The 22499-nt window shown below is 73.5% G+C and carries 19 protein-coding genes and 1 pseudogene; 4 read left to right on the top strand and 16 right to left on the bottom strand.

The window, feature by feature from the left end; genetic code table 11:
• Positions 1-55: 55 nt before the first annotated feature.
• Positions 56-438 (top strand): annotated as a pseudogene (locus AB0J21_RS05620) (hypothetical protein).
• Here the strand turns inward: AB0J21_RS05620 and AB0J21_RS05615 are convergent.
• Both AB0J21_RS05615 and AB0J21_RS05610 read right to left on the bottom strand, forming a co-directional pair.
• Positions 410-793 carry a VOC family protein gene (locus tag AB0J21_RS05615; RefSeq protein WP_363144519.1) on the bottom strand — a complete coding sequence of 128 codons (384 nt, stop codon included), beginning with the start codon at positions 791-793 and terminating at the stop codon, positions 410-412. The pseudogene AB0J21_RS05620 and the gene AB0J21_RS05615 overlap by 29 nt on opposite strands.
• Positions 793-1620 (bottom strand): trans-aconitate 2-methyltransferase, encoded by an 828-nt coding sequence (locus AB0J21_RS05610; protein ID WP_363144518.1) that lies wholly within the window; start codon positions 1618-1620, stop codon positions 793-795. Before AB0J21_RS05610 ends, AB0J21_RS05615 begins: the two co-directional genes overlap by 1 nt.
• A gap of 106 nt (positions 1621-1726) precedes the next feature.
• Here AB0J21_RS05610 and AB0J21_RS05605 point away from each other — a divergent pair, with 106 nt between their 5' ends.
• A complete protein-coding gene (locus AB0J21_RS05605; protein WP_363144517.1) occupies positions 1727-2224 on the top strand; it encodes a MarR family transcriptional regulator in 498 nt (165 codons plus the stop codon).
• A 247-nt stretch (positions 2225-2471) separates the two neighbouring features.
• Here the strand turns inward: AB0J21_RS05605 and AB0J21_RS05600 are convergent, their stop codons facing one another.
• The 4 genes from AB0J21_RS05600 to galT all read right to left on the bottom strand — a co-directional run bounded on the left by AB0J21_RS05600 (position 2472) and on the right by galT (position 6889).
• A complete protein-coding gene (locus AB0J21_RS05600) occupies positions 2472-3242 on the bottom strand; it encodes a response regulator transcription factor (RefSeq protein WP_363144516.1) in 771 nt (256 codons plus the stop codon).
• 409 nt (positions 3243-3651) lie between these two features.
• Positions 3652-4830: a galactokinase gene (gene galK, locus AB0J21_RS05595; protein ID WP_363144515.1), complete on the bottom strand. Its 1179-nt coding sequence runs from the start codon at positions 4828-4830 to the stop codon at positions 3652-3654.
• A complete protein-coding gene (galE, locus tag AB0J21_RS05590) occupies positions 4827-5795 on the bottom strand; it encodes a UDP-glucose 4-epimerase GalE (protein ID WP_363144514.1) in 969 nt (322 codons plus the stop codon). Before galE ends, galK begins: the two co-directional genes overlap by 4 nt.
• A complete protein-coding gene (galT, locus tag AB0J21_RS05585) occupies positions 5792-6889 on the bottom strand; it encodes a galactose-1-phosphate uridylyltransferase (protein WP_363144513.1) in 1098 nt (365 codons plus the stop codon). The genes galE and galT overlap by 4 nt, the downstream gene beginning before the upstream one ends.
• A gap of 274 nt (positions 6890-7163) precedes the next feature.
• On the opposite strand from galT, the gene AB0J21_RS05580 reads away from it, so the two are divergent.
• Together AB0J21_RS05580 and AB0J21_RS05575 are read left to right on the top strand one after the other, a co-directional pair.
• Positions 7164-8831: a sodium:solute symporter family protein gene (locus tag AB0J21_RS05580; protein ID WP_363144707.1), complete on the top strand. Its 1668-nt coding sequence runs from the start codon at positions 7164-7166 to the stop codon at positions 8829-8831.
• A 22-nt stretch (positions 8832-8853) separates the two neighbouring features.
• Complete coding sequence (locus AB0J21_RS05575) at positions 8854-9207, top strand: hypothetical protein (protein WP_363144512.1); 354 nt, start codon at positions 8854-8856, stop codon at positions 9205-9207.
• Between the two features lie 130 nt (positions 9208-9337).
• On the opposite strand, the gene AB0J21_RS05570 is transcribed toward AB0J21_RS05575, so the two are convergent.
• From AB0J21_RS05570 to rsmI, 10 genes are all read right to left on the bottom strand, one after another.
• Complete coding sequence (locus tag AB0J21_RS05570; RefSeq protein WP_363144511.1) at positions 9338-10051, bottom strand: response regulator transcription factor; 714 nt, start codon at positions 10049-10051, stop codon at positions 9338-9340.
• A gap of 275 nt (positions 10052-10326) precedes the next feature.
• Positions 10327-12453: a PQQ-binding-like beta-propeller repeat protein gene (locus AB0J21_RS05565; RefSeq protein ID WP_363144510.1), complete on the bottom strand. Its 2127-nt coding sequence runs from the start codon at positions 12451-12453 to the stop codon at positions 10327-10329.
• Positions 12454-12515: 62 nt separating this feature from the next.
• Positions 12516-14285, bottom strand: a complete 1770-nt coding sequence (locus AB0J21_RS05560; protein ID WP_363144509.1) for a PQQ-binding-like beta-propeller repeat protein — start codon at positions 14283-14285, stop codon at positions 12516-12518.
• 243 nt (positions 14286-14528) lie between these two features.
• Positions 14529-16340 carry an ABC-F family ATP-binding cassette domain-containing protein gene (locus AB0J21_RS05555; RefSeq protein ID WP_363144508.1) on the bottom strand — a complete coding sequence of 604 codons (1812 nt, stop codon included), beginning with the start codon at positions 16338-16340 and terminating at the stop codon, positions 14529-14531.
• Between the two features lie 88 nt (positions 16341-16428).
• The gene (locus tag AB0J21_RS05550; protein ID WP_363144507.1) at positions 16429-17376 is read right to left on the bottom strand and encodes a 4-(cytidine 5'-diphospho)-2-C-methyl-D-erythritol kinase; all 948 of its coding nucleotides are present in this window, start codon (positions 17374-17376) and stop codon (positions 16429-16431) included.
• The gene (rsmA, locus tag AB0J21_RS05545) at positions 17373-18269 is read right to left on the bottom strand and encodes a 16S rRNA (adenine(1518)-N(6)/adenine(1519)-N(6))-dimethyltransferase RsmA (protein WP_363144506.1); all 897 of its coding nucleotides are present in this window, start codon (positions 18267-18269) and stop codon (positions 17373-17375) included. Before rsmA ends, AB0J21_RS05550 begins: the two co-directional genes overlap by 4 nt.
• Positions 18270-18352: 83 nt before the next feature.
• Positions 18353-19687 carry a ubiquitin-like domain-containing protein gene (locus AB0J21_RS05540; RefSeq protein ID WP_363144505.1) on the bottom strand — a complete coding sequence of 445 codons (1335 nt, stop codon included), beginning with the start codon at positions 19685-19687 and terminating at the stop codon, positions 18353-18355.
• Between the two features lie 60 nt (positions 19688-19747).
• On the bottom strand, positions 19748-20653 hold the full coding sequence (locus AB0J21_RS05535; RefSeq protein ID WP_363144504.1) for a TatD family hydrolase: 906 nt from the start codon (positions 20651-20653) through the stop codon (positions 19748-19750).
• A gap of 49 nt (positions 20654-20702) precedes the next feature.
• Positions 20703-21143: a hypothetical protein gene (locus tag AB0J21_RS05530; protein ID WP_363144503.1), complete on the bottom strand. Its 441-nt coding sequence runs from the start codon at positions 21141-21143 to the stop codon at positions 20703-20705.
• A 216-nt stretch (positions 21144-21359) separates the two neighbouring features.
• Entirely contained in the window at positions 21360-22223 is an 864-nt protein-coding gene (gene rsmI / locus AB0J21_RS05525; RefSeq protein ID WP_363144502.1) for a 16S rRNA (cytidine(1402)-2'-O)-methyltransferase, read from the bottom strand.
• Positions 22224-22499 lie beyond the last annotated feature (276 nt).

Below are 22499 nucleotides of genomic sequence, written 5' to 3'. Positions count from 1 at the left end.
GGATGCCGGGGCTACCGTGGGCGGTCCGGGCCAGACCGTCGTCGATGGGAGGCTCATGACCGCCGAGCCGCTCGCCGAGCAGGAACCGGACCCGCAGCCGACGCCCGCTCCGCGCTGGCCGGTGCCGCCCCTGGACGGATGGACCGTGGACGACCTGTTCACGCTGCCGGACCTCCCGCCGCACACCGAGTTGCTCGACGGGAGCCGAAGGCGCGGGACCAGGACACCAAGCCCGGCAAGTACGCGGCGGCCGGTGTCGAGCACTTCTGGCTCGTGGAGTTGTCGGAGGGCAGCGGTCATCCCGTCGTGCGGGTCTACGGGCGCGACCCGGTCTCGAAGACGTACCTGCTGACCGGCGTCCACCACGAGCGGCTGAAGCTGACCGTGCCCTTCGACATCGACCTGGACATCACGCCGGAGGCGCTGCGGCGTCTGTGAGGGGCTCCAGGAACTCCAGCCGGTTGCCCACCGGGTCCTCGCTGTAGAAGCGGCGGTGGCCGGGGAGCTTGTCGTCCCAGGTGACGGGGGCGCCGTGAGCGGTGAGGCGGGCGGCGTACTCCTCGATGGCGGTGACGCGCAGCCCGGGGTGGGCCTTTCGCGCGGGCCGGAAGTCGTCTTCGACGCCGAGGTGGAGCTGGACGGGCCCGGCCTGGAACCAGCAGCCCCCACGGGCGGCGAGTACGGGCGGCTTGGGGATCTCGGTCATGCCGAGGACGGTCGTGTAGTAGGCGCGCAGGGCGTCCTCGCTGCCGGGCGGGGCGGCGAGCTGGACGTGGTCGACGGCGGCGAGCATCAGGTGGTCTCCTTCGGGCGGTGGGCTACGGCGAAGAGCCGGCGAAAGGGCAGGACGGTGCCGTGCGCTCCCGCCGGGTAGGCGGTGCGCAGCGCTTCGCGGTAGGTGGTGAGGAAGTCCTCGCGCAGCTCGGGCCGTGCGGCGAGGGCGTCGAGGACGGGGCGCAGTCCGGTGCCCTTGACCCAGTCGAGTACGGGGTCGGGGCCTTGGAGGACGTGCAGGTAGGTGGTCTCCCACACGTCGGTGTCGAGGCCGAGGGCCAGCAGGCGTTCGAGGTAGGCGGCGGGTTCGAGGACGGCGTCGGCGTGGCGCAGGACCCCGTCGAGGTGCGGGCGGAAGCGGGGGCTGTCGGCGAGTTCGCGCATCAGGACGTGGCTGGGGGCGTCGAAGTTGCCGGGGACCTGGAAGGCGAAGGTACCGCCGGGGGTGAGCGCGGCGGTCCAGTCGGCGAAGCGGTCGGCGTGGCCGGGGACCCACTGGAGGGTCGCGTTGGAGACGAGGACGTCGAGCGGGGCGGTGGGGCGCCAGGTGGTGGCGTCGGCCTCCGCGAGGTCGACGCGGCCGCCGCCGGGGGCGGGTCCGGCGTGGTCGCGGCGGGCGCGTTCCAGCATGTGCGGGGAGGAGTCGAGGCCGGTGACGCGGGCGCCCGGCCAGTGCTCGGCGAGCAGCGCGGTGAGGTTCCCGGCACCGCAGCCGAGGTCGACGACGTGCGGCCCGTCCCGGTCCGGGCGCGGGACGCGGGCGAGGAGGTCGAGGAAGGGGCGGGCGCGGTGGTCCGCGTGGCGGAGATACTGGGCGGGGTCCCAGGTGGGGCCGGTGGTGGGCATGGCTCTCCTGTGGTTCCGGGGCGCTGCGGCGTCCTGGGACCACCTTGAAGCCAGGATGTCTCGACGTCAAGAGACTTCACGTCGACAGACCAACTACACTGGCCGCATGGAGGACGAGGTCGATCGGCTGGTCGCAGCATGGCGCCGGGAGCGCCCGGACCTCGACGTGGAACCGCTGGAGGTGCTGAGCCGCGTCAGCAGGCTCGCGCGCCACCTGGACCGGGCCCGGCGGCTGGCCTTCGCCGAGCATCAGCTGGAGACCTGGGAGTTCGACGTGCTCACGGCGCTGCGCCGGGCCGGGGACCCCTATCAGCTCTCCCCCGGGCAGTTGCTCACGCAGACCCTGGTGACCTCCGGGACCATGACCAACCGGATCGACAGGCTCGCGAAGAAGGGCCTGGTCGAGCGGCTGCCCGATCCCAGCGACCGGCGCGGGGTACTGGTGCGGCTGACCCCGGAGGGCCGGGAACGGGCCGACGCGGCACTCGCCGGGCTGCTCCAGCAGGAGCGGGCACTGCTCTCCGAGCTGTCCTCCGCCCAGCGCGGGGACCTCGCGGGGCTGCTACGCCAGCTGACCGCCCCGTTCGACAACATCCCCGGCTAGGGCCTGCGGGGAGTCCCCCGCCGCGCTCCCGGCCATACCGCCGGCCCGGCCCGCCGGCCGGCACCACGCCCGCCGTCCAGCCGCACCGGCCTTCGCCCAGAGGTCTCCAGCAGCCACTGAGCCGGGCCAAGACGGACCGGCGCCTGGCGGGCGGCGTCCCGGGGCCTACGGGACGGCGCTGATCTCGGCGGGCCCCACTCCCGCGCGGCGCGCGAGCGCCGCCCAGCACCGGGACCCCGCGACGCCGCTACACCGGCTGGCCACCCCGTTCCACCACGTCCCCGGCCGGCTCGGCGGGGCCCACCCCGGCGCGGCGGGCCAGCGCGACCGCCGCCAGGGTCGAGTGCACGCCGAGTTTGCCCAGCACGTTCTGCATGTGGGTGCGCACGGTGTGCGGGGACAGGAACAGCCGGTCGGCGACGGCCTTGCGGCCCAGGCCCGCGACCATGCAGCGCAGCACCTCCCGCTCACGCGGGGTCAGCGACTCGACCAGGCGCTCGCTCTCGGTGCGGTGCTTGCGGCTCGTGGTCAGCTCGCGCAGGACCCCGGTCAGCAGGGCGGGCGGCAGGTGGGTCTCGTCGCGCAGCACTCCGCGGACGACGGTCAGCAGCCGGGACAGCGAGCAGTCCTTGGCGACCCAGCCGCTGGCCCCGGCCTGGAGGGCGAGCGCGGCGCGGCGCGCGTCGTCCTTCTCGGCGAGGACCACGGGGCGCACCGCGGGATGGGCCTGGCGGACCGCCGCGACCAGCGCTATGCCGTCCACCGGGGCGCCCTCGGCGGACTCGCGCGGGGCGGGCAGCGTGCGGACGGCGGCGCCCGCGACCGCGCCGAGGTCGGCGTCCACGAGCAGGACGTCGAAGCGGCGGCCCTCGGCGGCGGCCCGCTCCAGGCTGCGCAGCGCGGCGGGACCGCTGCCCGCGGCGAAGACGTCCACGTCGGGTTCGGCCGCGAGCGCGGCGGCGAGCGACTCGGCGAAGATGCGGTGGTCGTCGACGACCAGGACGCGGATACGGACCACGGAAACCCCCTTCCCCTCGCTCCGCGGAGCTGGGGATCACCCGGACGGGGCGGTCGCGGGCGCGGCGCCCGCCGAGGGGTCGCCGTGCGCGGGCCGGCCGCCGCCGACGCGCTGTCACTGCCGCCCCCGGCGCCCGGCGCCGCACCCGCTCCACTCGCCCCTGAACGGCGCCGGCCCCCACCGGCGCTGGTTCCTCAGAGTACGGGCGGGGGTGCGCGGGGGAAGGGGATTCCCGGAACTGGTACGGGAGTGCGGGACGGCTGAGCCGTATGGTGCGCGAGGCGACCCAAGAGGACCGGCTACGACAGTAAATGGCCGGTTCGTGACAGGGGTGGCCGGATACGCCGGGACGCCCCGGGCCGGTCGACGGGCCCGGGGCGTCCCGGTGGTCGGGGGCGTGCCCCGCGGGTCAGCTCACCCGGCGTGCGCCCGCCGAGGGGACGGCCGGGAAGACGCGGGGCTCGCGGTGTCCGGCGCGCGCGAAGTCGGCCTTGACGGCCTCGGTCACGGCCTCGGCGCGGTCCCGGTCGACCAGGACGATCGCGGAGCCGCCGAAGCCGCCGCCGGTCATCCGGGCGCCGAGCGCGCCCGCCCGGTTCGCGGACTCCACGACGAGGTCGAGTTCGGGGGCGGACACCTTCAGGTCCTCGCGCAGCGAGCGGTGGCCGTCGGTCAGGACCGGCCCGACCGCGCGCACGTCGCCCCCGTCCAGGAGCGCGGAGACGAGTTCCACGCGGTGGTCGTCGCTCACGACGTGCCGGACGTAGCCGCGCACCCGTTCGTCCTCGATCTTGCCGAGGGCGGCGGACAGTTCGGCGAAGGGCACGTCGCGCAGCTGTTCCACGCCCAGGATCCGGGCCCCCTCCTCGCAGCCCGCGCGGCGTTCCGCGTAGGCGCCGTCGCCGAGGGCGTGCTTGACGCGGGTGTCGAAGACGAGCAGTTCGAGGCCGTGCGCCGACAGGTCGAAGGGCACCTGGCGGATCGACAGGTCGCGGGTGTCCAGGTGCAGGACGTGGCCCGCCTCGCAGCACGCGGAGGCGGTCTGGTCCATGATCCCGGTCGGTACGCCGACGAACTCGTTCTCCGCGCGCTGCCCGATCCGGGCCAGTTCGGGCCGGTCGATGCCGAAGGAGAACAGGTCGTTGAGGGCGAGGGCGGTGACGACCTCCAGGGCCGCAGAGGAGGACAGGCCCGCCCCGGTGGGCACCGTCGAGGCGAGGTGGATGTCCGCGCCGCCGACGTCGTAGCCGGAGCGGCGCAGCACCCACACGACGCCGGTGAGGTAGGCGGCCCAGCTGGTGTCGGCGCCGGGGGCGAGGGTCGCCGCGTCGAGCCGCAGCGCGGGCCCGTCGATGTCGGCGGAGCTGACCCGCAGGACCCCGTCGGTGCGCGTCCGGACGGCGGCCACGGCCGTGTGCGGCAGGGCCAGCGGCATCACGAAGCCGCCGTTGAAGTCGGTGTACTCGCCGATCAGGTTGACCCGGCCCGGAGCGGCCCACACGCCGTCCGGCTCGCCGCCGTACAGGTCGCGGAAGCCTTTGACGACGCCGGGCGCCGCCTCGGTCGCGGTGTCCGCAGGTGTGCTCACGCCTCGGCCCCCGTCTGCTGCGCGAAGGCCCAGGCGTCGGCGACGATGCCGCTCAGGTCGGCGCGCGAGGGCTGCCAGCCGAGCGCCTTGTGCGCGGCCTCGGCGGAGGCGACCAGGACGGCGGGGTCGCCGGCGCGGCGCGGGGCGGCGGTCTCCGGCACGGGGTGGCCGGTGACCTGGCGGACGGTGTCGATGACCTCGCGCACGGAGAAGCCCGCGCCGTTGCCGAGGTTGCAGATCAGGTGGTGGCCCGCGGCGGCGGCGGTCAGCGCGAGGAGGTGGGCCTCGGCGAGGTCGGCGACGTGGATGTAGTCGCGTACGCAGGTGCCGTCGGGCGTCGGGTAGTCGTCCCCGTACACCGAGATGGACTCGCGGCGGCCCTGCGCGACCTGGAGGACCAGCGGGATGAGGTGGGACTCGGGGGTGTGCCGCTCGCCGTAAGCGCCGTAGGCCCCGGCCACGTTGAAGTAGCGCAGCGACACGGCGGCCAGGCCGTGGGCGCGGCACTCGTCGCTGATCATGTGGTCGACGGCGAGCTTCGAGTTGCCGTACGGGCTGGTGGGCACCGTCGGGTCGGTCTCGACGATCGGGGTCTGCACCGGTTCGCCGTAGGTCGCGGCGGTCGAGGAGAAGACGAGGCGGCGCACCCCGGCCTCGCGCATCGCGGACAGCAGCGCCATGGTGCCGCCCACGTTGTTCGACCAGTACTTCTCGGGCTTCTCGACGGACTCGCCGACCTGGGAGGAGGCGGCGAAGTGCAGGACGCCGTCGAAGCTCGCGTCGACGTACCGGGCGGCGTCCTGGACGCGGCCCTCGACGAACTCGGCGCCCTCGGGCACGCCCGCGCGAAAGCCGGTGGAGAGGTCGTCGAGGACGGTCACCCGGTGACCGGCCTCCAGGAGATGGGCCGCCACGACGCTGCCGACGTAACCGGCCCCGCCCGTGACGAGGTACTTGCCGCTCATGAACTCGCTACCTCTCGAAGTCGCTCGGCCGCACGCTCGGGCGGCACGTCGTTGATGAAGACGTTCATACCCGACTCGGAGCCGGCGAGGAACTTGAGCTTGTTCTCGGTCCGGCGGATCGTGAACAGCTCCAGGTGCAGGGCGAAGTCCTCGCGGGTGAGCGGCTCGCCCGTGCCGGGGCCGTAGGCCGCGTACTCCTCGGGCGTCAGGAACGGGGCCTGGTGCCAGCCCGAGATGTAGGGGGTGCGGCCCGCCCCGGGACCGAAGAGACGGTCGAAGCGGCGCAGCAGTTCGAGGTAGATCCCGGGGAACTCGGCGCGCTGCTCCTCGTCGAGCGCGGTCAGGTCGGGGACCCGGCGCAGCGGGTAGAGGTGGACCTCGTAGGGCCAGTGCGCGGAGAACGGCACGAAGGCGGTCCAGTGCTCGCCCTCCAGCACGATCCGCTCCCCGGCGGCGCGCTCCCCGTCCACCACGAGGTCGAAGAGGTTCCCGCCCGAGGTGGTGGCCTTGTGGGCGGCGGCCGAGCGGAGCATCAGGGCGGTGCGCGGCGTGGCGAAGGGGTAGCCGTAGATCTGGCCGTGCGGGTGGGCGAGGGTCACCCCGATCTCCTCGCCCCGGTTCTCGAAGGGGTAGACCTGCCGGACGGCCGGGTGGCGGGCGAGTTCCGCGGTGCGGTCGGTCCAGGCGTCGAGGACCAGGCGGGCGTGCGGTTCGTCCAGGTCGGCGAAGGAGGCTCCGTGGTCGGCGGTGAAGCACACCACCTCGCAACGGCCGGTGTCGCCGGACAGCGAGGGGAACCGGTTCTCGAAGACGACCACGTCGTAGTCGCAGGCCGGGATCTCGGTGAGCCGCTCCCCGCGCGTGGGGTCCAGCGGGCACTGGTCGGCCGGCGGGTGGTAGGTGCGGCCCTGGCGGTGCGAGGCGATGGCCACCGCGTCGCCGAGCAGCGGGTCCGCGCGGACCTCGGAGGCGGTGCCGATCGGGTCGAGCGGCCGGCGGTCCACCGCGTCCCGCACGAGCTTCCCCGCGGTGTCGTCGAGGTCGTAGTAGATCAGTTCCCGGCCGTCGGCGAGCCGGGTCGAGGTCTTTTTCAACGGAACCGTTCCTCCTGGCCGGGCTCCCGCCCGCCACGCCGCCACACTTCGAACATAATTCAACATAACAAATCACGGCACCCTGGCAGGGTCAATGCCTGGAGAACCGTTTCACTCGGTTTGACTAGAGTGTCTCCGCGGACCCCTACCGTCCGGTAGCACCCCATGTTCGAACAAAGAACAACTAAAGACGCCCGCAAGGGTGTTCGTCCCAGCGCTACCGGGGGCAGGCGACCGTCCCCACATGTTCATCGCAACGAAGCGAGTACTCCCCATGCTCCTTGCCGAAGGGCTCAGACTCCCGACCAACTGGCTGGACTATCTGATCCTCGCCCTGTACTTCATCGTGGTCCTGGGCATCGGTTTCGCCGCCCGCCGCAGTGTGAAGACCAGCCTCGACTTCTTCCTCTCCGGCAGGTCCCTGCCGGCGTGGGTGACCGGCCTGGCGTTCGTCGCCGCCAACCTGGGCGCGACCGAGATCCTCGGTATGGCGGCCAACGGCGCGCAGTACGGCGTCTACACCGTGCACTGGTACTGGGTCGGCGCGATCCCCGCGATGGTCTTCCTGGGCCTCGTGATGATGCCGTTCTACTACAACTCCAAGGTCCGCTCGGTGCCGGAATTCCTCCTGCACCGCTTCGGGCCCTCCTCCCACCTGCTGTCCTCGATCATCTTCGCCGTCTCCTCGGTGCTGATCGCGGGCGTCAACCTCTACGCGATGGCGATCGTGCTGGAGGCGCTGCTGGGCTGGCCCGAGTGGTTCGCGATCGTCATCGCGGGCCTGTTCGTGCTCGTCTACATCACCGTGGGCGGACTGTCCTCGGCGATCTACAACGAGGTCCTGCAGTTCTTCGTGATCCTCGCCGCGCTCATCCCGCTCACCATCGTCGGCCTCAAGCGGGTCGGCGGCTGGGACGGCATCACCGACACCCTCACCCAGGACAAGGGCGGGGACTTCATGACCGCCTGGCAGGGCACCGGGATCGGTTCGGACAACCCGCTGGGCGCCAACTGGCTGACCATCGTGCTCGGCCTCGGCTTCGTGATGAGCTTCGGCTACTGGACGACGAACTTCGCCGAGGTGCAGCGCGCGCTGTCCGCGAAGAACCTGTCGGCCGCCAAGCGCACCCCGCTCATCGCCGCCTTCCCGAAGATCTTCATCCCCGCGATCGTCGTGATCCCCGGGCTGATCGCGCTCGTCATGGAGCCCACCCTCGGCAAGACCGGCAGCGGGCTCGACTACAACGACGCGATCCCGGTCCTCATGCGCGACCTGCTGCCCAACGGTGTCCTCGGGATCGCCGTGACCGGTCTGCTCGCCGCCTTCATGGCCGGTATGGCCGCCAACATCTCCTCGTTCAACACGGTGTTCACGACCGACATCTGGCAGCCCTACATAAAGAAGGGCCGGCCGGACGCGTACTACCTGAAGACGGGCCGTGTGGTCACCGCCGTCGGCGTGCTGATCGGCATGGGCACGGCGTTCATCGCCTCCAGCTTCAGCAACATCATGAACTACCTGCAGACGCTGTTCTCCTTCTTCAACGTCCCGCTGTTCGTGGTGTTCATCATCGGCATGTTCTGGAAGCGCACGACGGCCGCGGCCGGCTTCTGGGGGCTGCTGTCCGGCACGGCGGCCGCGATGATCAACTACTTCTGGCTCTACAAGCAGGGCGTCATCGGCATCCCCAGCGACCAGGGAGCGAACTTCGTCTCCTCGATCGTGGCGTTCGTGGTGGGCGCGGTCGTCATGTTCGCCGTCACCATGTTCACCAAGCCCAAACCGGCCGCCAAGCTCGCCGGTCTCGTCTACGGCACCAAGTCCCCCGGGCTGCCGGAACCGCCGGCCGAGGGCGACGACGCCTGGTACCGCAAGCCCGCCCTGCTGGGCTGGGGCGCCGTGATCCTCGCCGCCCTCTGCTACATCCCCTTCTCCTTCTGAGCCAGCGGAGGACACCACCACCATGAGCGAGAAGCACACCAGCGGCGCGGACGAGAACGCGCAGCCGCAGAACCTCAGAGACATCGAGAACGTCGAGCGACTGGAGCGCGAGTCGGCCACCGCCGCGCGCCTCTTCGACGTCCGGCGCATCATCGGCGGACTGTTCGTGGTCTACGGCGTGATCGTCACGATCGCCGGGATCACCGCCTCGGACGCCGACCTGAAGAAGGCGCAGGACATCAACATCAACCTGTGGACCGGCATCGGGATGCTCGTCCTCGGACTGCTGTTCCTGCTGTGGATGTACCTGCGGCCCACCCAGCCGCCGGCCGTCGAGGAACTCGTCCAGGACCTCAAGGAGCACCCGGAGACCTGAGCGGGCGCTCCACCTGGAGCACGAGAACACAGGGCCGGGGGCCGTGGGCCGGGCGCACAGCCCGGAACGCGGCCCCCGGCCCTGTACGTTCCCGCCGGACCGGAACCGCTCAGTCGCGGACGGAACCCGCTCAGTCCCGGCCGGACTCCGGTACGCCGGTGCCGGACGTGAAGGAGCGGTAGGAGCCGGCCCGCTCCAGCAGACCGGTACGGGCCGCGAGCGCCGCCGCCTCCAGACGGGAGCCGACGCCCAGCTTCATCAGGACCCGCTGCACGTGGGTGCGGGCCGTCGACGGGGCGATGCCCATGCCCGCCGCGATGAGCCGGGTGTCCTCGCCGTCCGCGACCCGCACCAGGACCTCGATCTCGCGCGGCGTGAGCATCCCCAGCAGCCGCTGCCCCTCGTCGTCGGGCTGCTCCACCGGGTTCAGCAGCGCGTGGAAGGCGCTCTGCAACAGGGCGGGGGCCACGGCCGCCTCCCCGGCGCGCGCCTTCATGATGGCCCGCTCCACGCCCTCGATCCGCTCGTCGTGCCGTACGTAGCCGCAGGCGCCCGCCGCGAAGGCCGCCGCGATCCCGCGCGGGCTCGGCACCGGGCCCAGGACCAGCACCGCGATCTGCGGCCGCTCGCGCCGGATCTTCACCACCGGGTCGAACATGCCGGGCTCGGCCGGGGTGGCCGTGCCCAGCAGGCACACCTCGGGCGCCCGGCTCACCACCAGGTCCGCCGCGCCCGCCGCCGGGGCGGCCGCCGCGAGCACCCGGTGCCCGCGCAGTTTGAGCGCCGAGGCCAGCGCCTCGGCGAGCAGCCGGTGGTCGTCGACCACCATCAGACGCACTCCCACAAAGCCTCCCCCCAATCCCCCACCGATCCCCCTGTTCCCCCACGGAACGGGGGCCCCTGACCCTGTGTCCACCGGAAGCTACACGGATGTTCGACCTCGCGCGCCCTCTCCCGGCAAGAAGTGCCCGGGAACGCCGAAATCCCGCTCTTTTCCGGGCCGTCGCGGCGTTGAGCGGCACGGGCACAACGCGCCGCTCCCGGCGCGCGGGGTGCGCGCCGGGAGCGGGGGTGCGAGGAGAGGCGCGGGCACGAGGCGGTGCCACGCGCCCGGGTCCGCTACTTCGGGCCGAAGCCCATCACGAGGTGGCGGTTGGTGCCGGAGTCCTCGTCGGCCTCGTCGGCGAAGACCTGCGACATGTAGAGGCGGCCCTTGTCGAAGAGGATCTCCGAGTAGCGCGGCGAGAACCGGCTCTCGGCCTCGCGGACCGCCTCGGTGTCCGGGTTGTGCAGCAGGACCGTCTCCTTGAGGTCCGGGCCGGACAGCGACACGACCTGCCCGCCCTTGTCGTACGGCGGCCTCTTGTACGCGATGACGTTGGGGCCGTCCGAACGGAGCGGGGTGATGATGTACCCCTCCCCGGCCGAAGCGCGCTGTCCGGTGAGCTTCCCGGTGCCGAGGTCGAAGGAGACGATCTCGTTGGTCTCGCTCAGGCTGTCGCCGCCGCCCTCGTGCTCCTCGGTCGGGATGTAGAGGCGGTCGCCCACGACGGCCAGGCCGGTGCACTCGGCGACCGTCGTGGCCCCGCACTCGGCGCCGTACTTCTTCGCGTCGGCGGAGAAACGGGTGCGCAGCTTCCCGGTCTTCGCGTCGACGGAGAAGATGTCGGAGATGCTGGAGCCGTCGTCGGCGGAGTCGTTGACGTCGGTCGCGACGACCAGCGGGTTCACCGAGACGATGCCCGCGTACTCGATGCCGCGCGGCATCTTGTACTCCGAGCGGACCTTCCCGTCGGCCGGGTCGAGCACCTGGATCAGCAGCTGCCTGCTCTCCCCGTACGAACCGCACTTGCGGACCACGGCGAGTCCGGTGCCGCCCATGTACCCGGCGTCGTAGCAGCTGTCGCCCGCCTTCGGGGACCACAGCTGGTCCCCGGACTTGAGGTCCCACGCGGCGCCGCCGCCGGTGCCGCCGGCCGCGGCGGTGTTCCCGGCGACGGTGACCTCGGTGAAGTTGGCCGCGGCCTGTCCGCTGCCGACCCCCTTGGTCCACAGCTTCTTGCCCGCGTTCAGGTCGATCGAGGAGACCTGCGAACAGCCCTTGTGGCGCTCGTCCTTGGTGGGCATCGCCGGCTGGTGCACGATCGCCGTGAGATGGCCCTCGCTCTGGAACCTGCTGGCCGCGCACACCGGGCCGGGCAGTTTGACCGTCCACTTCCTGGCGCCGGTCGCGGCGTCGTAGCCGCTGACGGAGGCGACGCCGGACTTCACGTAGTAGGTGTCGGTGACCCAGGACCCCAGGATGACGGTGCTGTTGGTGTCCTTCGGCGAGACGGCCTGCGGGAGCTGGAACAGCAGCTTGCCGTCCGGGTTCGCGGGGGCCTTCTCCGTGGCGGTGCCTGAACCGGCCGGGCCGGCCTGGTCCTGCTGCCCGTCCTTGCCGTCCTTGCCGTCCGATCCGCCCTTGGTGTCCTTGCCGTCCTTGGTGTCCTTGTCCTTGCTGTCGCTCGCGGCGGTGTCGTCGCTGCCGTTCTTCGCGTACAGGACACCGCCACCGACGATCAGCGCGATCGCGACGACCGCCGCGGCGACGATCAGGACGGGGGCGGACAGCAGCTTGCCGCGGCCTGCGCCGCCGGGCCCCGGCATGGGCGGCATCGGGTGCGTCGGGGGCTGCCCGTAGCCGCCGTACCCCTGCTGCGGGGCGCCCGCCGGGTAGCCGTAACCGGGCGTCTGCGGCTGCTGCCCGGGGTAGCCGTAGCCGGGCTGCTGCTGCGCGGCGGGGCCCGGGTACCCGTAGCCGCCCGGGGGCTGCTGCGGATAGCCGTAGCCCGCGCCGGCCTGCGGCTGCGGGGGCGTCGCGGGACCGAAGCCGCCGCCCGCCGGGGCGCCGAAGCCGGGGCCCTGCGGGCCGGGCGGGGTGGGCGCGCCGAAACCGGGCGCGGGCGGGGTGGGCGCACCGAAGCCCGGGGCGGGCGGGGTCTGGGGCGCGCCGAAACCGGGCGGGGGCGGGGTGGCCGGCGGGCCGTCCTCGGGCGCCCCGAAGCCGGGGGGCGCGGGCGGCGGTCCGGGCGGCTGTTCGGGCGAGGACGCGGGCGCGGGCGCGGGCGGCGCGGGGACAGCGTCCTCGGGGCCCGGGGCGTCCTCGGCGGGGCGGGCGCCCTTGCGGCTCTCGGGGCCCTCGGGCTCCTCGCCGGGCGGCGGCGGTCCGTACGGGGGCCTGGGCGGCTGGGGTGGCTGGCTCATGACGTCCTTACCTGTGTGCTGCGGGTGCTGTGGGGACGGGGCGGGAAGAAGGGGGACGGCGGCTACTGGCCGTAGGCCATCATCAGTTTCTCGGGGGCGTCGTCGTTGCCGGAGAGCCTGCTCTGGGCGAGGAGGAAGCGGCCGTCCACGTAGTCGACGAGCGGGTTGAAGTAGCCGTCCTCGATCCGGGAGACGCTCTGCGGCAGCCGCAGCAGGGTCTTCGCGGCGCCGCCGCCACTCGGCACGGACAGCACGATCCCGCCCGTCTCGAACGAGGGCTGGGCGTACATCACGACCGCGCCGTCCAGCGTCTTGAACGGCAGCATGTCGCGGTCGCCGGGGGCGTTGCCGCGCCAGCTCTCCTTGCCGGTGCCGAGGTCGAAGGCGACGACCGCGTTCGGTTTGCCGCCGTCCGCCTCGGTGGGCAGGTACAGGTGCGTGGCGTCGGCGACCGCGCCGACGCAGCTGGTCAGGTCACGCGCGAGGACCGAGGAGTCGCACTGCGGCGCGAAGCTGTCCTTGGTCGTGAGCTCGGAGCGCCGTTTGCCGTCCGCCGTCAGGACGGTGACGTTCCACTTCTTCTCCTTGTCGTTCGTGAGGTGCACGACGACCGGGTCGACGGAGTAGAGGTCGCTGATCCGCCAGCCGGCCGGGAAGCCGTAGGACCACAGCTTCTTCCCGGTGACGGGGTCGATCCTGCGCAGCTCGGGCTTGTCGGCCTTGGGCCCGCACTCCACGGCGACCAGGAGCGCGGCGCCGCCCGCGTAGCCCTGCGGCTGGCAGTCGTCCGGGTCGTCGACGCTGCGTTGCCTGAAGAGCTTCGCGCCGGTGCTGACCCGGAAGGCGCTGCCGCCGCCGAGGCGGCCGACGGCCACGGTGTCGCCGCTGATGCTCAGCTGCACGGAGGAGAGGATGTCGAAGGTCGCCTCGGAGGGGATCTCCTTGTGCCAGCTGCTCTTCCCCGTCTTCAGGTCGAGGTCCGTCATCTGGTTGCACAGCGCGTCGTCGGCGCCGTTCTTGCGGTACGCGAGGACGACCCGGCCGTCCTTGCTGATCTCGCGCGAGGCGGCGCACAGCGGCTGCGGCAGGGTCAGCGGCTCACCGCCCCACGCGGGCTTCCCGGTGGCCGCGTCGTAGGCGAAGACCTGCTTGTACGCGGGTTTCACGACGATGCCCCCGCGCACCCACAGGGCGGGCGTGGAGGCGCCGTTGCCCGGGGCGTCGGGTGCCTCCTTGTACCAGAGGACCTTCGCCTCGCCGGGTTTGCGGCCGGCGTTGAGGTCCGTCTGCTCGTCCTTGCCGTCGCCGTCGCCGTCCCCGGGGTTGACCGGCGTGGAGACCGAGGGCTTCGCCGTGGCGCTGTGCTTCGCGACGGGCTCCTCGTCCCCTCCGTCCCCGCCGCTCAGCACGGCGAAGACGGTACCGGCGGCGAGGACCACGACGGCGGCGGCCACGGCGATCAGGACCTTGGTCCGTCCCCGGAAGGGGCCGCGCCCGCCGCCGGGGCCCTGCGGGGGCTGCGGGGGCGGGTAGCCGTAGCCGGGACCGCCGTACTGCGGAGCGGTGTACGGGCCGGGCTGCTGCGGCGGTCCGTACGGCCCCGGCTGCGGCGGCGGTCCGTAGGGGCCGGACTGCGGGCCCCAGCCCGCGCCGGGCGGGGAGGGCGGCGGGGCGTACGGGCCCTGCGGCGCCGGATACCCGTAACCGGGCGCGCCCTGCGGGGGCTGCGGCGGCGGGACGGATCCGCCCGCGCCGTCCTGCGGCGGTACGGGCCCCGCGGGCCCCGGCTGCGGGCCCCCGGTCCACGGCGGCTGGTCGGGCGGCTGAGTCATCAGCGGCACCTCTACGCGCGGGACCGCCACCCGTCCGGCTCCCCCGCCGTTCCGTGGGTCACTTCCCCCCGGAACAGAGCGAATCGGGCACGCTCCCCGCAGTCCTGGTCCAGTCGGGCGGGGGTTCTTTGTACCACCCCGCCAAGCGGGCGCGCCGTCCCGTCCGGCGCCTGTGCCCAAGGGAGAACCGGGACGTGACGTCGCCGTGATGCGACGGTCCGTCAGGTGGCGAGGTGGCCGGGCTCAGGCGTCCTCGGCCAGTTCGAGCCAGCGCAGCTCCAGCTCGTCCTTCTCGCCGGCGAGTTCACGCAGTTCGGCATCCAGCTTCGCGACCTTCCCGAAGTCGGTCGCGTTGTCCGCGATCGACTTGTGGAGCGTGACCTCCTGCTGGGCGATGCGGTCCAGCCGCCGTTCGATGCGCTGGAGTTCCTTCTTCGTCGCACGGTCCTCCTTCGCGGAGGTCGCGGCGGGCGCGGCGGCGCCCGCCGGGGCCGCGGCCGGGGCGGGGACGGCCGAGGCGGCCAGGGCCTGGCGGCGCTCGACGTACTCGTCGATCCCGCGCGGCAGCATGCGCAGCGCCCGGTCGCCCAGCAGCGCGAACACCCGGTCGGTGGTGCGCTCGACGAAGAAGCGGTCGTGGCTGATGACGATCATCGAGCCGGGCCAGCCGTCGAGCAGGTCCTCCAGCTGGGTCAGGGTCTCGATGTCGAGGTCGTTGGTGGGCTCGTCGAGGAAGAGGACGTTGGGCTCGTCCATGAGCAGCCGCAGGATCTGCAGGCGGCGGCGCTCACCGCCGGACAGGTCGCCCACCGGCGTCCACTGCTTCTCCTTGCCGAAGCCGAAGGTCTCGCACAGCTGCCCGGCCGTCATCTCGCGGCCCTTGCCGAGGTCGACGCGGTCGCGGATCTGCTGCACGGCCTCCAGCACCCGCAGCTTCGGGTCGAGTTCGCCGACCTCCTGCGAGAGGTAGGCGAGCTTCACCGTCCTGCCGACGACGATCCGCCCGCCCGCCGGCTGCTCCTCGCCCTCGGTGCGGGCGGCCGAGGCCAGCGCGCGCAGCAGCGAGGTCTTGCCCGCGCCGTTGACGCCGACGAGGCCGACCCGGTCGCCGGGGCCCAGCTGCCAGGTGATGCGCCGCAGCAGCTCCTTCGGGCCCGCCGTGACGGTCACGTCCTCCAGGTCGAAGACGGTCCTGCCCAGCCGGGTGGAGGCGAACTTCATCAGCTCGGAGGTGTCGCGCGGGGGCGGCACGTCGGCGATCAGCTCGTTGGCCGCCTCGATGCGGAAGCGCGGCTTGCTGGTACGGGCGGGGGCGCCGCGCCGCAGCCAGGCCAGCTCCTTGCGGACGAGGTTCTGCCGCTTCGTCTCCTCGGTCGCCGCGCGCCGTTCGCGTTCCGCGCGGGCGAACACGTAGTCGGAGTAGCCGCCCTCGTACTCGAAGACGGAGCCGCGCTGCACGTCCCACATGCGGGTGCACACCTGGTCCAGGAACCAGCGGTCGTGCGTCACGCAGACGAGCGCGGAGCGGCGGGTGCGCAGGTGCTGCGCGAGCCACGCGATGCCCTCGACGTCGAGGTGGTTGGTGGGCTCGTCGAGGACGATGAGGTCCTGTTCGGCGATCAGCAGTTTGGCGAGCGCGATACGGCGCCGCTCCCCGCCGGACAGCGGGCCGATCACCGTGTCCAGGCCCTGGTCGAAGCCCGGCAGGTCCAGGCCGCCGAACAGGCCGGTGAGCACGTCGCGGATCTTGGCGCTGCCCGCCCACTCGTGGTCGGCGAGGTCGCCGATGACCTCGTGGCGCACCGTGGCGGCCGGATCGAGGGAGTCGTGCTGCGTCAGGACGCCGATGCGCAGGCCGCCGCTGTGCGTGACGCGGCCCGAGTCGGCCTCCTCCAGCTTCGCGAGGAGCCGGATCAGGGTCGTCTTGCCGTCCCCGTTGCGGCCGACCACCCCGATCCGGTCCCCCTCCGAGACACCGAGGGACACCTCGTCGAGCAGCGCGCGGGTGCCGTACACCTTGCTGACTGCCTCGACATTGACCAGGTTGACGGCCATCCACACTCCAGCTCGACACACGAACCCGCACGGAAGGCCGTACGGGGGGACCGGCTGTCCAGAGTAGTCGGAGCGCGGGCGGGCCCGGTCAGAGCACGGTGGCGCCCGGGGCGGGGGCCGTCGTCACGCGGGCGGCGCGGCAGTGTCCTGAGGCGGTCAGCGCCTCGGCCACCGCGTGCGCGCCGCTCTCGTCGGCGGCCAGGAAGGCCGTCGTGGGACCGGAACCCGAGACGAGCGCGGCCAGCGCCCCGGCCCGCGTCCCGGTGTCCAGGGTCTCGCGCAGCGCGGGGAACAGGGACAGCGCGGCGGGCTGGAGATCGTTGGTCAGCGCCGCCGCGAGGGCCTTCGGGTCGCCGGTGGACAGGGCGTCCAGGACCAGCGGGGACACGAGCGGCTCGGACACGGTACGGCCCTGCGCGAGCCGGTCGAACTCGCGGTAGACCGCCGGGGTGGACAGGCCCCCCTCGGCCTGCGCGAAGACCCAGTGGAAGGTGCCGCCGACCGCCAGCGGGGTCAGCCGCTCCCCGCGTCCGGTGCCGAGGGCGGCGCCGCCGACGAGGCTGAAGGGCACGTCGCTGCCGAGTTCCGCGCAGATCTCCAGCAGCTCCTCGTGGCGCGCGCCGGTGCGCCACAGCCGCTCGCACGCGAGCAGGGCGCCGGCCGCGTCGGCGCTGCCCCCGGCCATGCCGCCCGCGACCGGGATGTCCTTGTCGATGTGCAGGTGCACGGCGGGTGCGAGGCCGGCCCGCTCGGCGAGCGCGGTCGCGGCCCGCGCGGCGAGGTTGCTCGCGTCCAGCGGGACCTGCCCGGCGTCGGGGCCCGAGCAGGTCAGGCGCAGCTCCTGGGCGGGGGTCGCGGTCACCTCGTCGTACAGGCCGACGGCGAGGAACACGTTGGCCAGGTCGTGGAAGCCGTCGGCCCTGGCCGGGCCCACCGCGAGCTGCACGTTGACCTTGGCCGGCACGCGGACGGTGACGTGGTCGCTGCGGTGGTCCGTGGCCTGGCCTGTGCCCGGACCGGTGAGGTGCCCGCTCACGCCCGCTCCCCCTTCTCCTGCTGGGCCGGGGCGCTTCGCTCCGGGCGGTGCTCGGCGATGCGCGCGAACTCCTCGACGGTCAGGGACTCGCCGCGCGCCTGCGGGGAGACCCCGGCCGCGCGCAGCGCCACCTCGGCGGCGGCGGCGGAACCGGCCCAGCCGGCGAGGGCGGCGCGCAGGCCCTTGCGGCGCTGGGCGAAGGCCGCGTCGACGACGGCGAAGACCTCGCGGCGGCTCGCGCTGGTCGCCACCGGTTCGGTGCGGCGTACGAGCGAGACGAGGCCGGAGTCGACGTTGGGCGCGGGCCAGAACACGGAGCGCCCGATCGAGCCGGCCCGCTTGACCGTCGCGTACCACGCGGCTTTCACGGACGGGACGCCGTACACCCGGGAGCCGGGCGCGGCGGCGAGCCGGTCGGCGACCTCGGCCTGGACCATGACGAGGGTGCGCTCGATGCTCGGGAAGGTCTCCAGCATGTGCAGCAGTACGGGGACGGCCACGTTGTACGGGAGGTTCGCGACGAGGGCGGTGGGCGGCGGTCCCGGCAGTTCGGTGACCCGCATCGCGTCGCAGTGCACGAGCGCGAACCGGTCGGCCTTCTCCGGCAGCCGGGCCGCGACGGTCGAGGGGAGCGCGGCGGCGAGCGTGTCGTCGATCTCCACGGCGGTGACCCGGTCGGCGACGTCGAGCAGCGCGAGGGTGAGCGAGCCGAGTCCGGGCCCGACCTCGACGACGGTGTCCTCCGGGCGGACCTCGGCGGTGCGCACGATGCGCCGCACCGTGTTGGCGTCGATGACGAAGTTCTGCCCGCGCTGCTTGGTGGGGCGCACCGAGAGCGCGGCGGCCAGCTCGCGGATGTCGGCCGGGCCGAGGAGGGGGTCTGTACGGGTCACCCCGTAAGGGTACGGGGGCGGCGCCCCCCGCCTGTGCCCGCTGCCGCCCCCGCCGGTGGGCGGCGGGGGCGGCTGCTGCCGGGTCAGAGACGCGCGCCGCACACCGGCCAGGCGCCGGGGCCGCCGCGCTGGGCGTACAGGAGCTGGGCGCGGTAGGTCTGTTCACCGGCGCTCGCGTCCTGGGGACGGCCGCTGCCGCCGACGCTGTTCCACGTGCGCTGGTCGAACTGGTACAGCCCGCCGTACGTACCGGAGGGGTCGACTGCGGCGGGGTTCCCCCCGGACTCGCACTGCGCGAGCGCCGCCCAGTTCCGGCCGCCGCCGCCCGAGGGCAGGCGCGTGGTGGTGCGCGGGCGGGTGGGCCTGGGAGCGGGGGCGGGCGCGGTGGTGCGCGCGGGAGGAGCGACGGTGGGGGCCACCGGCGCCGGGGGCCTGGGCACCCGGGTGCCGATCCGCACGATCCGGTCGCGTGCGGGCCGGACCAGCTTCACGCCGAGGCGGCGCGGCTTCTCCTTCTTCCCGTCCACGGTGCGCTCGCGGTAGGTGATCCGCCGCAGACCGTCCCTGCCGGGGTCCACGACCCGCGTGGTGCCGCGCAGGAGCGAGGAGTCGTGGCGGTGGCGCGTCTTGTGCGCGATCCGCACGTCGCGGGTGCGCGTCTTCTCCCGCACCCGCTGGACGACGACCGCCTGACGGTCCTGCGGAAAGCTTTCCGCGGGTACGGAGATCCGGTCCTGCCGGTGCACCGGGATGCCCGCCTCGGCGAGCGCGTCGGTCGTGGTCGCGGCGGTGGTGCGCACGGTGTGGGTACGGCCGTCGGCGACGACCTTCAGCGTGCGGGCGCTGCGCACCACGAGGGGCAGTCCGGCCCGGCCGATCGGGGTGGAGCGGGAGGCGGTCAGGTGCGCGCCCTCGGCCCGTACGCCGAGCTGCCGCAGGGCCTCGTCCACGCGGCGCGCGGTGGTCCACACGCGGCGGCTGCTCCCGTCGACGGTGAGGTCGACCGGCCGCCCGTAGCGCACGGCGACCTCGTCGCCCGAGGAGAGCGGGGTGCTGGGGGCGGGGGCGACGAGGTCGTGCGGGCCGAGGCTGATCTTCTCGCGGGCGAGCACGACCGACACGTCCCGCGCGAAGGTGTGCAGGACCCGGGGCTCCCCGTCGACGGTGAGCCGGATCTGCTTGTCCTGGGCCGCGTAGGCGAGCGCCCCGCCGGCCAGCAGCACGAGGGCGACGGCCTGCGGGGCGAGGCGGCGCAGCCGGCGCCGCAGGACGGGCGACAGCCGCCCGGGGCCCGCGGCGGGACCCGGCCTCGGCGCCACCGGGCCCAGGTCGTGGCACGGCGGCTCGGGGAGTTCCTGGCCCGGCTCTTGCGCCGGGCTCGACTTCCGTACTGCGGGCACTGCGGGCACAGCGGTCACGGCGTCCCTCCTGCGATCCGATAATCCGGTCGGGGCGGAGCGAACGTAACCGAGGAATCGTCACTCTCCGTGGAGACTCGGCAGCGTTACGTCGAATGCGTAGGCCGTGTTGGTGGCGAGGGCGGCGGCCAGCGCGTCCTCCTGGACACCGCGCACCTCGGCCATCGCCCGCACGGTGACGGGGATCAGATAGGGCGCGTTGGGGCGGCCCCGGTAGGGCGCCGGGGTCAGGAACGGGGCGTCCGTCTCGACCAGGACGCGGTCCAGCGGCGCGACGGCGAGCGCGTCCCGCAGGTTCTGCGCGTTCTTGAAGGTGACGTTGCCCGCGAAGGACAGGAAGTAGCCCGCGCGGGCGCACACCTCGGCCATCTCGGCGTCGCCGGAGTAGCAGTGGAAGACGGTGCGCTCGGGGGCGCCCTCCTCCTTGAGGACGCGCAGGACGTCGGCGTGGGCCTCGCGGTCGTGGATGACGAGGGTCTTGCCGTGCCGCTTGGCGATCTCGATGTGCGCGCGGAAGGAACGCTCCTGCGCGTCCTTGCCCTCGGGCCCGGTACGGAAGTAGTCGAGCCCGGTCTCGCCGACGCCCTTGACCTGCGGGAGCGCCGCGAGCCTGTCGATCTCGGCGAGCGCCTCGTCGAGCGCGGCCTCACCGCCCCCGGCCCGCTCACCCTGCCGCGACCAGCCTTCATCGTCCCCGTGGACGATGCGCGGCGCCTCGTTGGGATGCAGCGCGACGGTGGCGTGGACCGCCGGGTGGGCGGCGGCCGTCTCGGCGGCCCAGCGCGAGCCGGCGAGGTCGCAGCCGACCTGCACGAGCGTCGTCACGCCCACCGAGGCGGCCTTCTCCAGGGCCTCCTCGACGGTCCCGGACTGCATGTCGAGGTGGGTGTGCGAGTCCGCCACCGCGACCCGCAGCGGGGCGGGCGGCGGTGGCGGGGTGCTCTTGTCGGCGCGCGGGGAACTCATGCCCCCGATCCTACGAAGCGGGACGGACGGCGCTCACCGCGCGAGGGCCTCAGCCCTGGCTGTGGTGCTGGAAGGGGTGCAGGAGATCGGACAGGTGCCAGTGGTGGGCGGGCTGCACCGTCCGCTCCCCGGCTGCGGCCCCGGAGGGCGCGGCGGCTTCCGTGCGGGGCGCGTGGGCCTGGGCGCTCGCGGAGGACACCCGGCCCGCCCCCATGATCCGGACGACCTGCCCGCCGCAGTTGAGGCAGGCCGGGCGGGTCAGCGGCGAGGGGACCCGCTGCCCGTCCGCGCGGTAGACGACGTAGGCGTGGCCCTCCGCGTCGACGTGCCGCTCTATCTCGTACGACCGTTCCCAGCCGTGCCCGCAGCGCATGCAGGCGAAGGAGTACGACTCGTGAACGGCGTCGAGGGACGGGAAGGGGGGAGAGGTCCGGTCCGCGGCGCCCTGGCCGGTGCGGGTGGTGCCGGTGCCGCCTGCGAAGTCACTCATGCCAACTCCTGGACTCGTGCCGGACGGGTGGTCGGGCCCGCCCCGGGACGGTGTGCGTCCCTTCATCCAGTGGACGCCTCGGCGGGCCCGCCCGCACGCGTCCTGCCGAGTGTTGGAACGAACTTGGCAGAGGCGTGTGAATCGGGCCCTTCCACGCGAGACGCCCTTTGCCTTCGGCCCGTCCGCTTTACCGTCCCGTGGCCGGGCACACCGCGTTCACGCGCCGGAACGCTCCGCGTTCTTTGCGGCGACGACGGCATCGAACACCTCGCGTTTGGGCAGTCCCGCCTCGGCGGCTACGGCGGCGATGGCCTCCTTGCGCCGCTCCCCCGCCTCCTCGCGCACCCGCACCCTGCGCACCATCTCCCCGGCGTCGAGCACGACGGTCTGCTCGGGGGCCCCTTCCACGACGACGGTGATCTCGCCGCGCACCCCCTCGGCGGCCCACTCGGCCAGTTCCCCGAGCCCGCCGCGCCTGACCTCCTCGTAGGTCTTGGTGAGTTCGCGGCACACGGCGGCGCGCCGCTCGGGCCCGAAGACCTCGGCCATCGCGGCGAGCGTGTCGTCCAGCCGGTGCGGGGCCTCGAAGTAGACGAGGGTGCGGCGTTCGGCGGCGACGTCGGCGAGCCGGGAGCGGCGCTCGCCGGCCTTGCGGGGCAGGAAGCCCTCGAAGCAGAACCGGTCCACGGGCAGCCCCGACACGGCGAGCGCGGTGAGGACGGCGGAGGGCCCGGGAACGGCGGTGACCCGCACGCCGCGCTCCACGGCGGCGGCGACCAGCCGGTACCCCGGGTCGGAGACGGAGGGCATCCCGGCGTCGGTGACGAGCAGCACCCGGGACCCGGCTTCGAGCGCGTCGGCCAGCTCGGGCGTCCGCGCGGCCTCGTTGCCCTCGAAGTACGACACGACCCGCCCCGAGGTCTGCACCCCGAGCGCCTGCGTGAGCCGCCGCAACCGCCGGGTGTCCTCGGCGGCGACGACATCGGCCGAGGCCAGCTCGACAGCAAGCCGCGGCGGAGCATCGGCGACGTCCCCGATGGGAGTACCGGCGAGCACGAGAATTCCGGAGTCAGCAGTCACACCCCCATCCTCCCTGATCCGGAGAACCCCCCGAAGCGGCCTCCCTTCCAGCCCCTCCGGCGCTTGAGGAGCGGGGTCCGGGGCGGAGCCCCGAGCAGGTGCCCGCACGGGGCCCACCCACCCGCGCCACCTTGAAGCCCCTCCGGCGTTTGAGGAGCGGGGCCGGGGGCGGAGCCCCAGAGGGCGACGGGGCCCGGGGCAGCGCCCCGAAACGCCGCGCCCCACCACCGCACGGGACTCCCACAGCCCCGTTCCCTACGATGACCCGGTGACGAC

Origin of the sequence: Streptomyces sp. NPDC049954 (genome assembly GCF_040656295.1) — a bacterium.
GTDB lineage: Bacteria > Actinomycetota > Actinomycetes > Streptomycetales > Streptomycetaceae > Streptomyces.
The sequence above is the reverse complement of the archived record's forward strand: the minus strand, read 5'-3'. Positions and strand labels throughout refer to the sequence as shown.

Excerpts from the sequence above, each read along its gene's own strand:
- AB0J21_RS05565 (WP_363144510.1), bottom strand. The coding sequence starts at position 12,453 with ATGAGCCAGCCACCCCAGCCGCCCAGGCCCCCGTACGGACCGCCGCCG.
- AB0J21_RS05530 (WP_363144503.1), bottom strand. The coding sequence starts at position 21,143 with ATGAGTGACTTCGCAGGCGGCACCGGCACCACCCGCACCGGCCAGGGC.
- AB0J21_RS05575 (WP_363144512.1), top strand. The coding sequence starts at position 8,854 with ATGAGCGAGAAGCACACCAGCGGCGCGGACGAGAACGCGCAGCCGCAG.
- AB0J21_RS05610 (WP_363144518.1), bottom strand. The coding sequence starts at position 1,620 with ATGCCCACCACCGGCCCCACCTGGGACCCCGCCCAGTATCTCCGCCAC.
- galE (WP_363144514.1), bottom strand. The coding sequence starts at position 5,795 with ATGAGCGGCAAGTACCTCGTCACGGGCGGGGCCGGTTACGTCGGCAGC.
- AB0J21_RS05535 (WP_363144504.1), bottom strand. The coding sequence starts at position 20,653 with ATGAGTTCCCCGCGCGCCGACAAGAGCACCCCGCCACCGCCGCCCGCC.
- AB0J21_RS05560 (WP_363144509.1), bottom strand. The coding sequence starts at position 14,285 with ATGACTCAGCCGCCCGACCAGCCGCCGTGGACCGGGGGCCCGCAGCCG.
- AB0J21_RS05580 (WP_363144707.1), top strand. The coding sequence starts at position 7,164 with ATGCTCCTTGCCGAAGGGCTCAGACTCCCGACCAACTGGCTGGACTAT.
- AB0J21_RS05605 (WP_363144517.1), top strand. The coding sequence starts at position 1,727 with ATGGAGGACGAGGTCGATCGGCTGGTCGCAGCATGGCGCCGGGAGCGC.
- AB0J21_RS05555 (WP_363144508.1), bottom strand. The coding sequence starts at position 16,340 with ATGGCCGTCAACCTGGTCAATGTCGAGGCAGTCAGCAAGGTGTACGGC.
- AB0J21_RS05615 (WP_363144519.1), bottom strand. The coding sequence starts at position 793 with ATGCTCGCCGCCGTCGACCACGTCCAGCTCGCCGCCCCGCCCGGCAGC.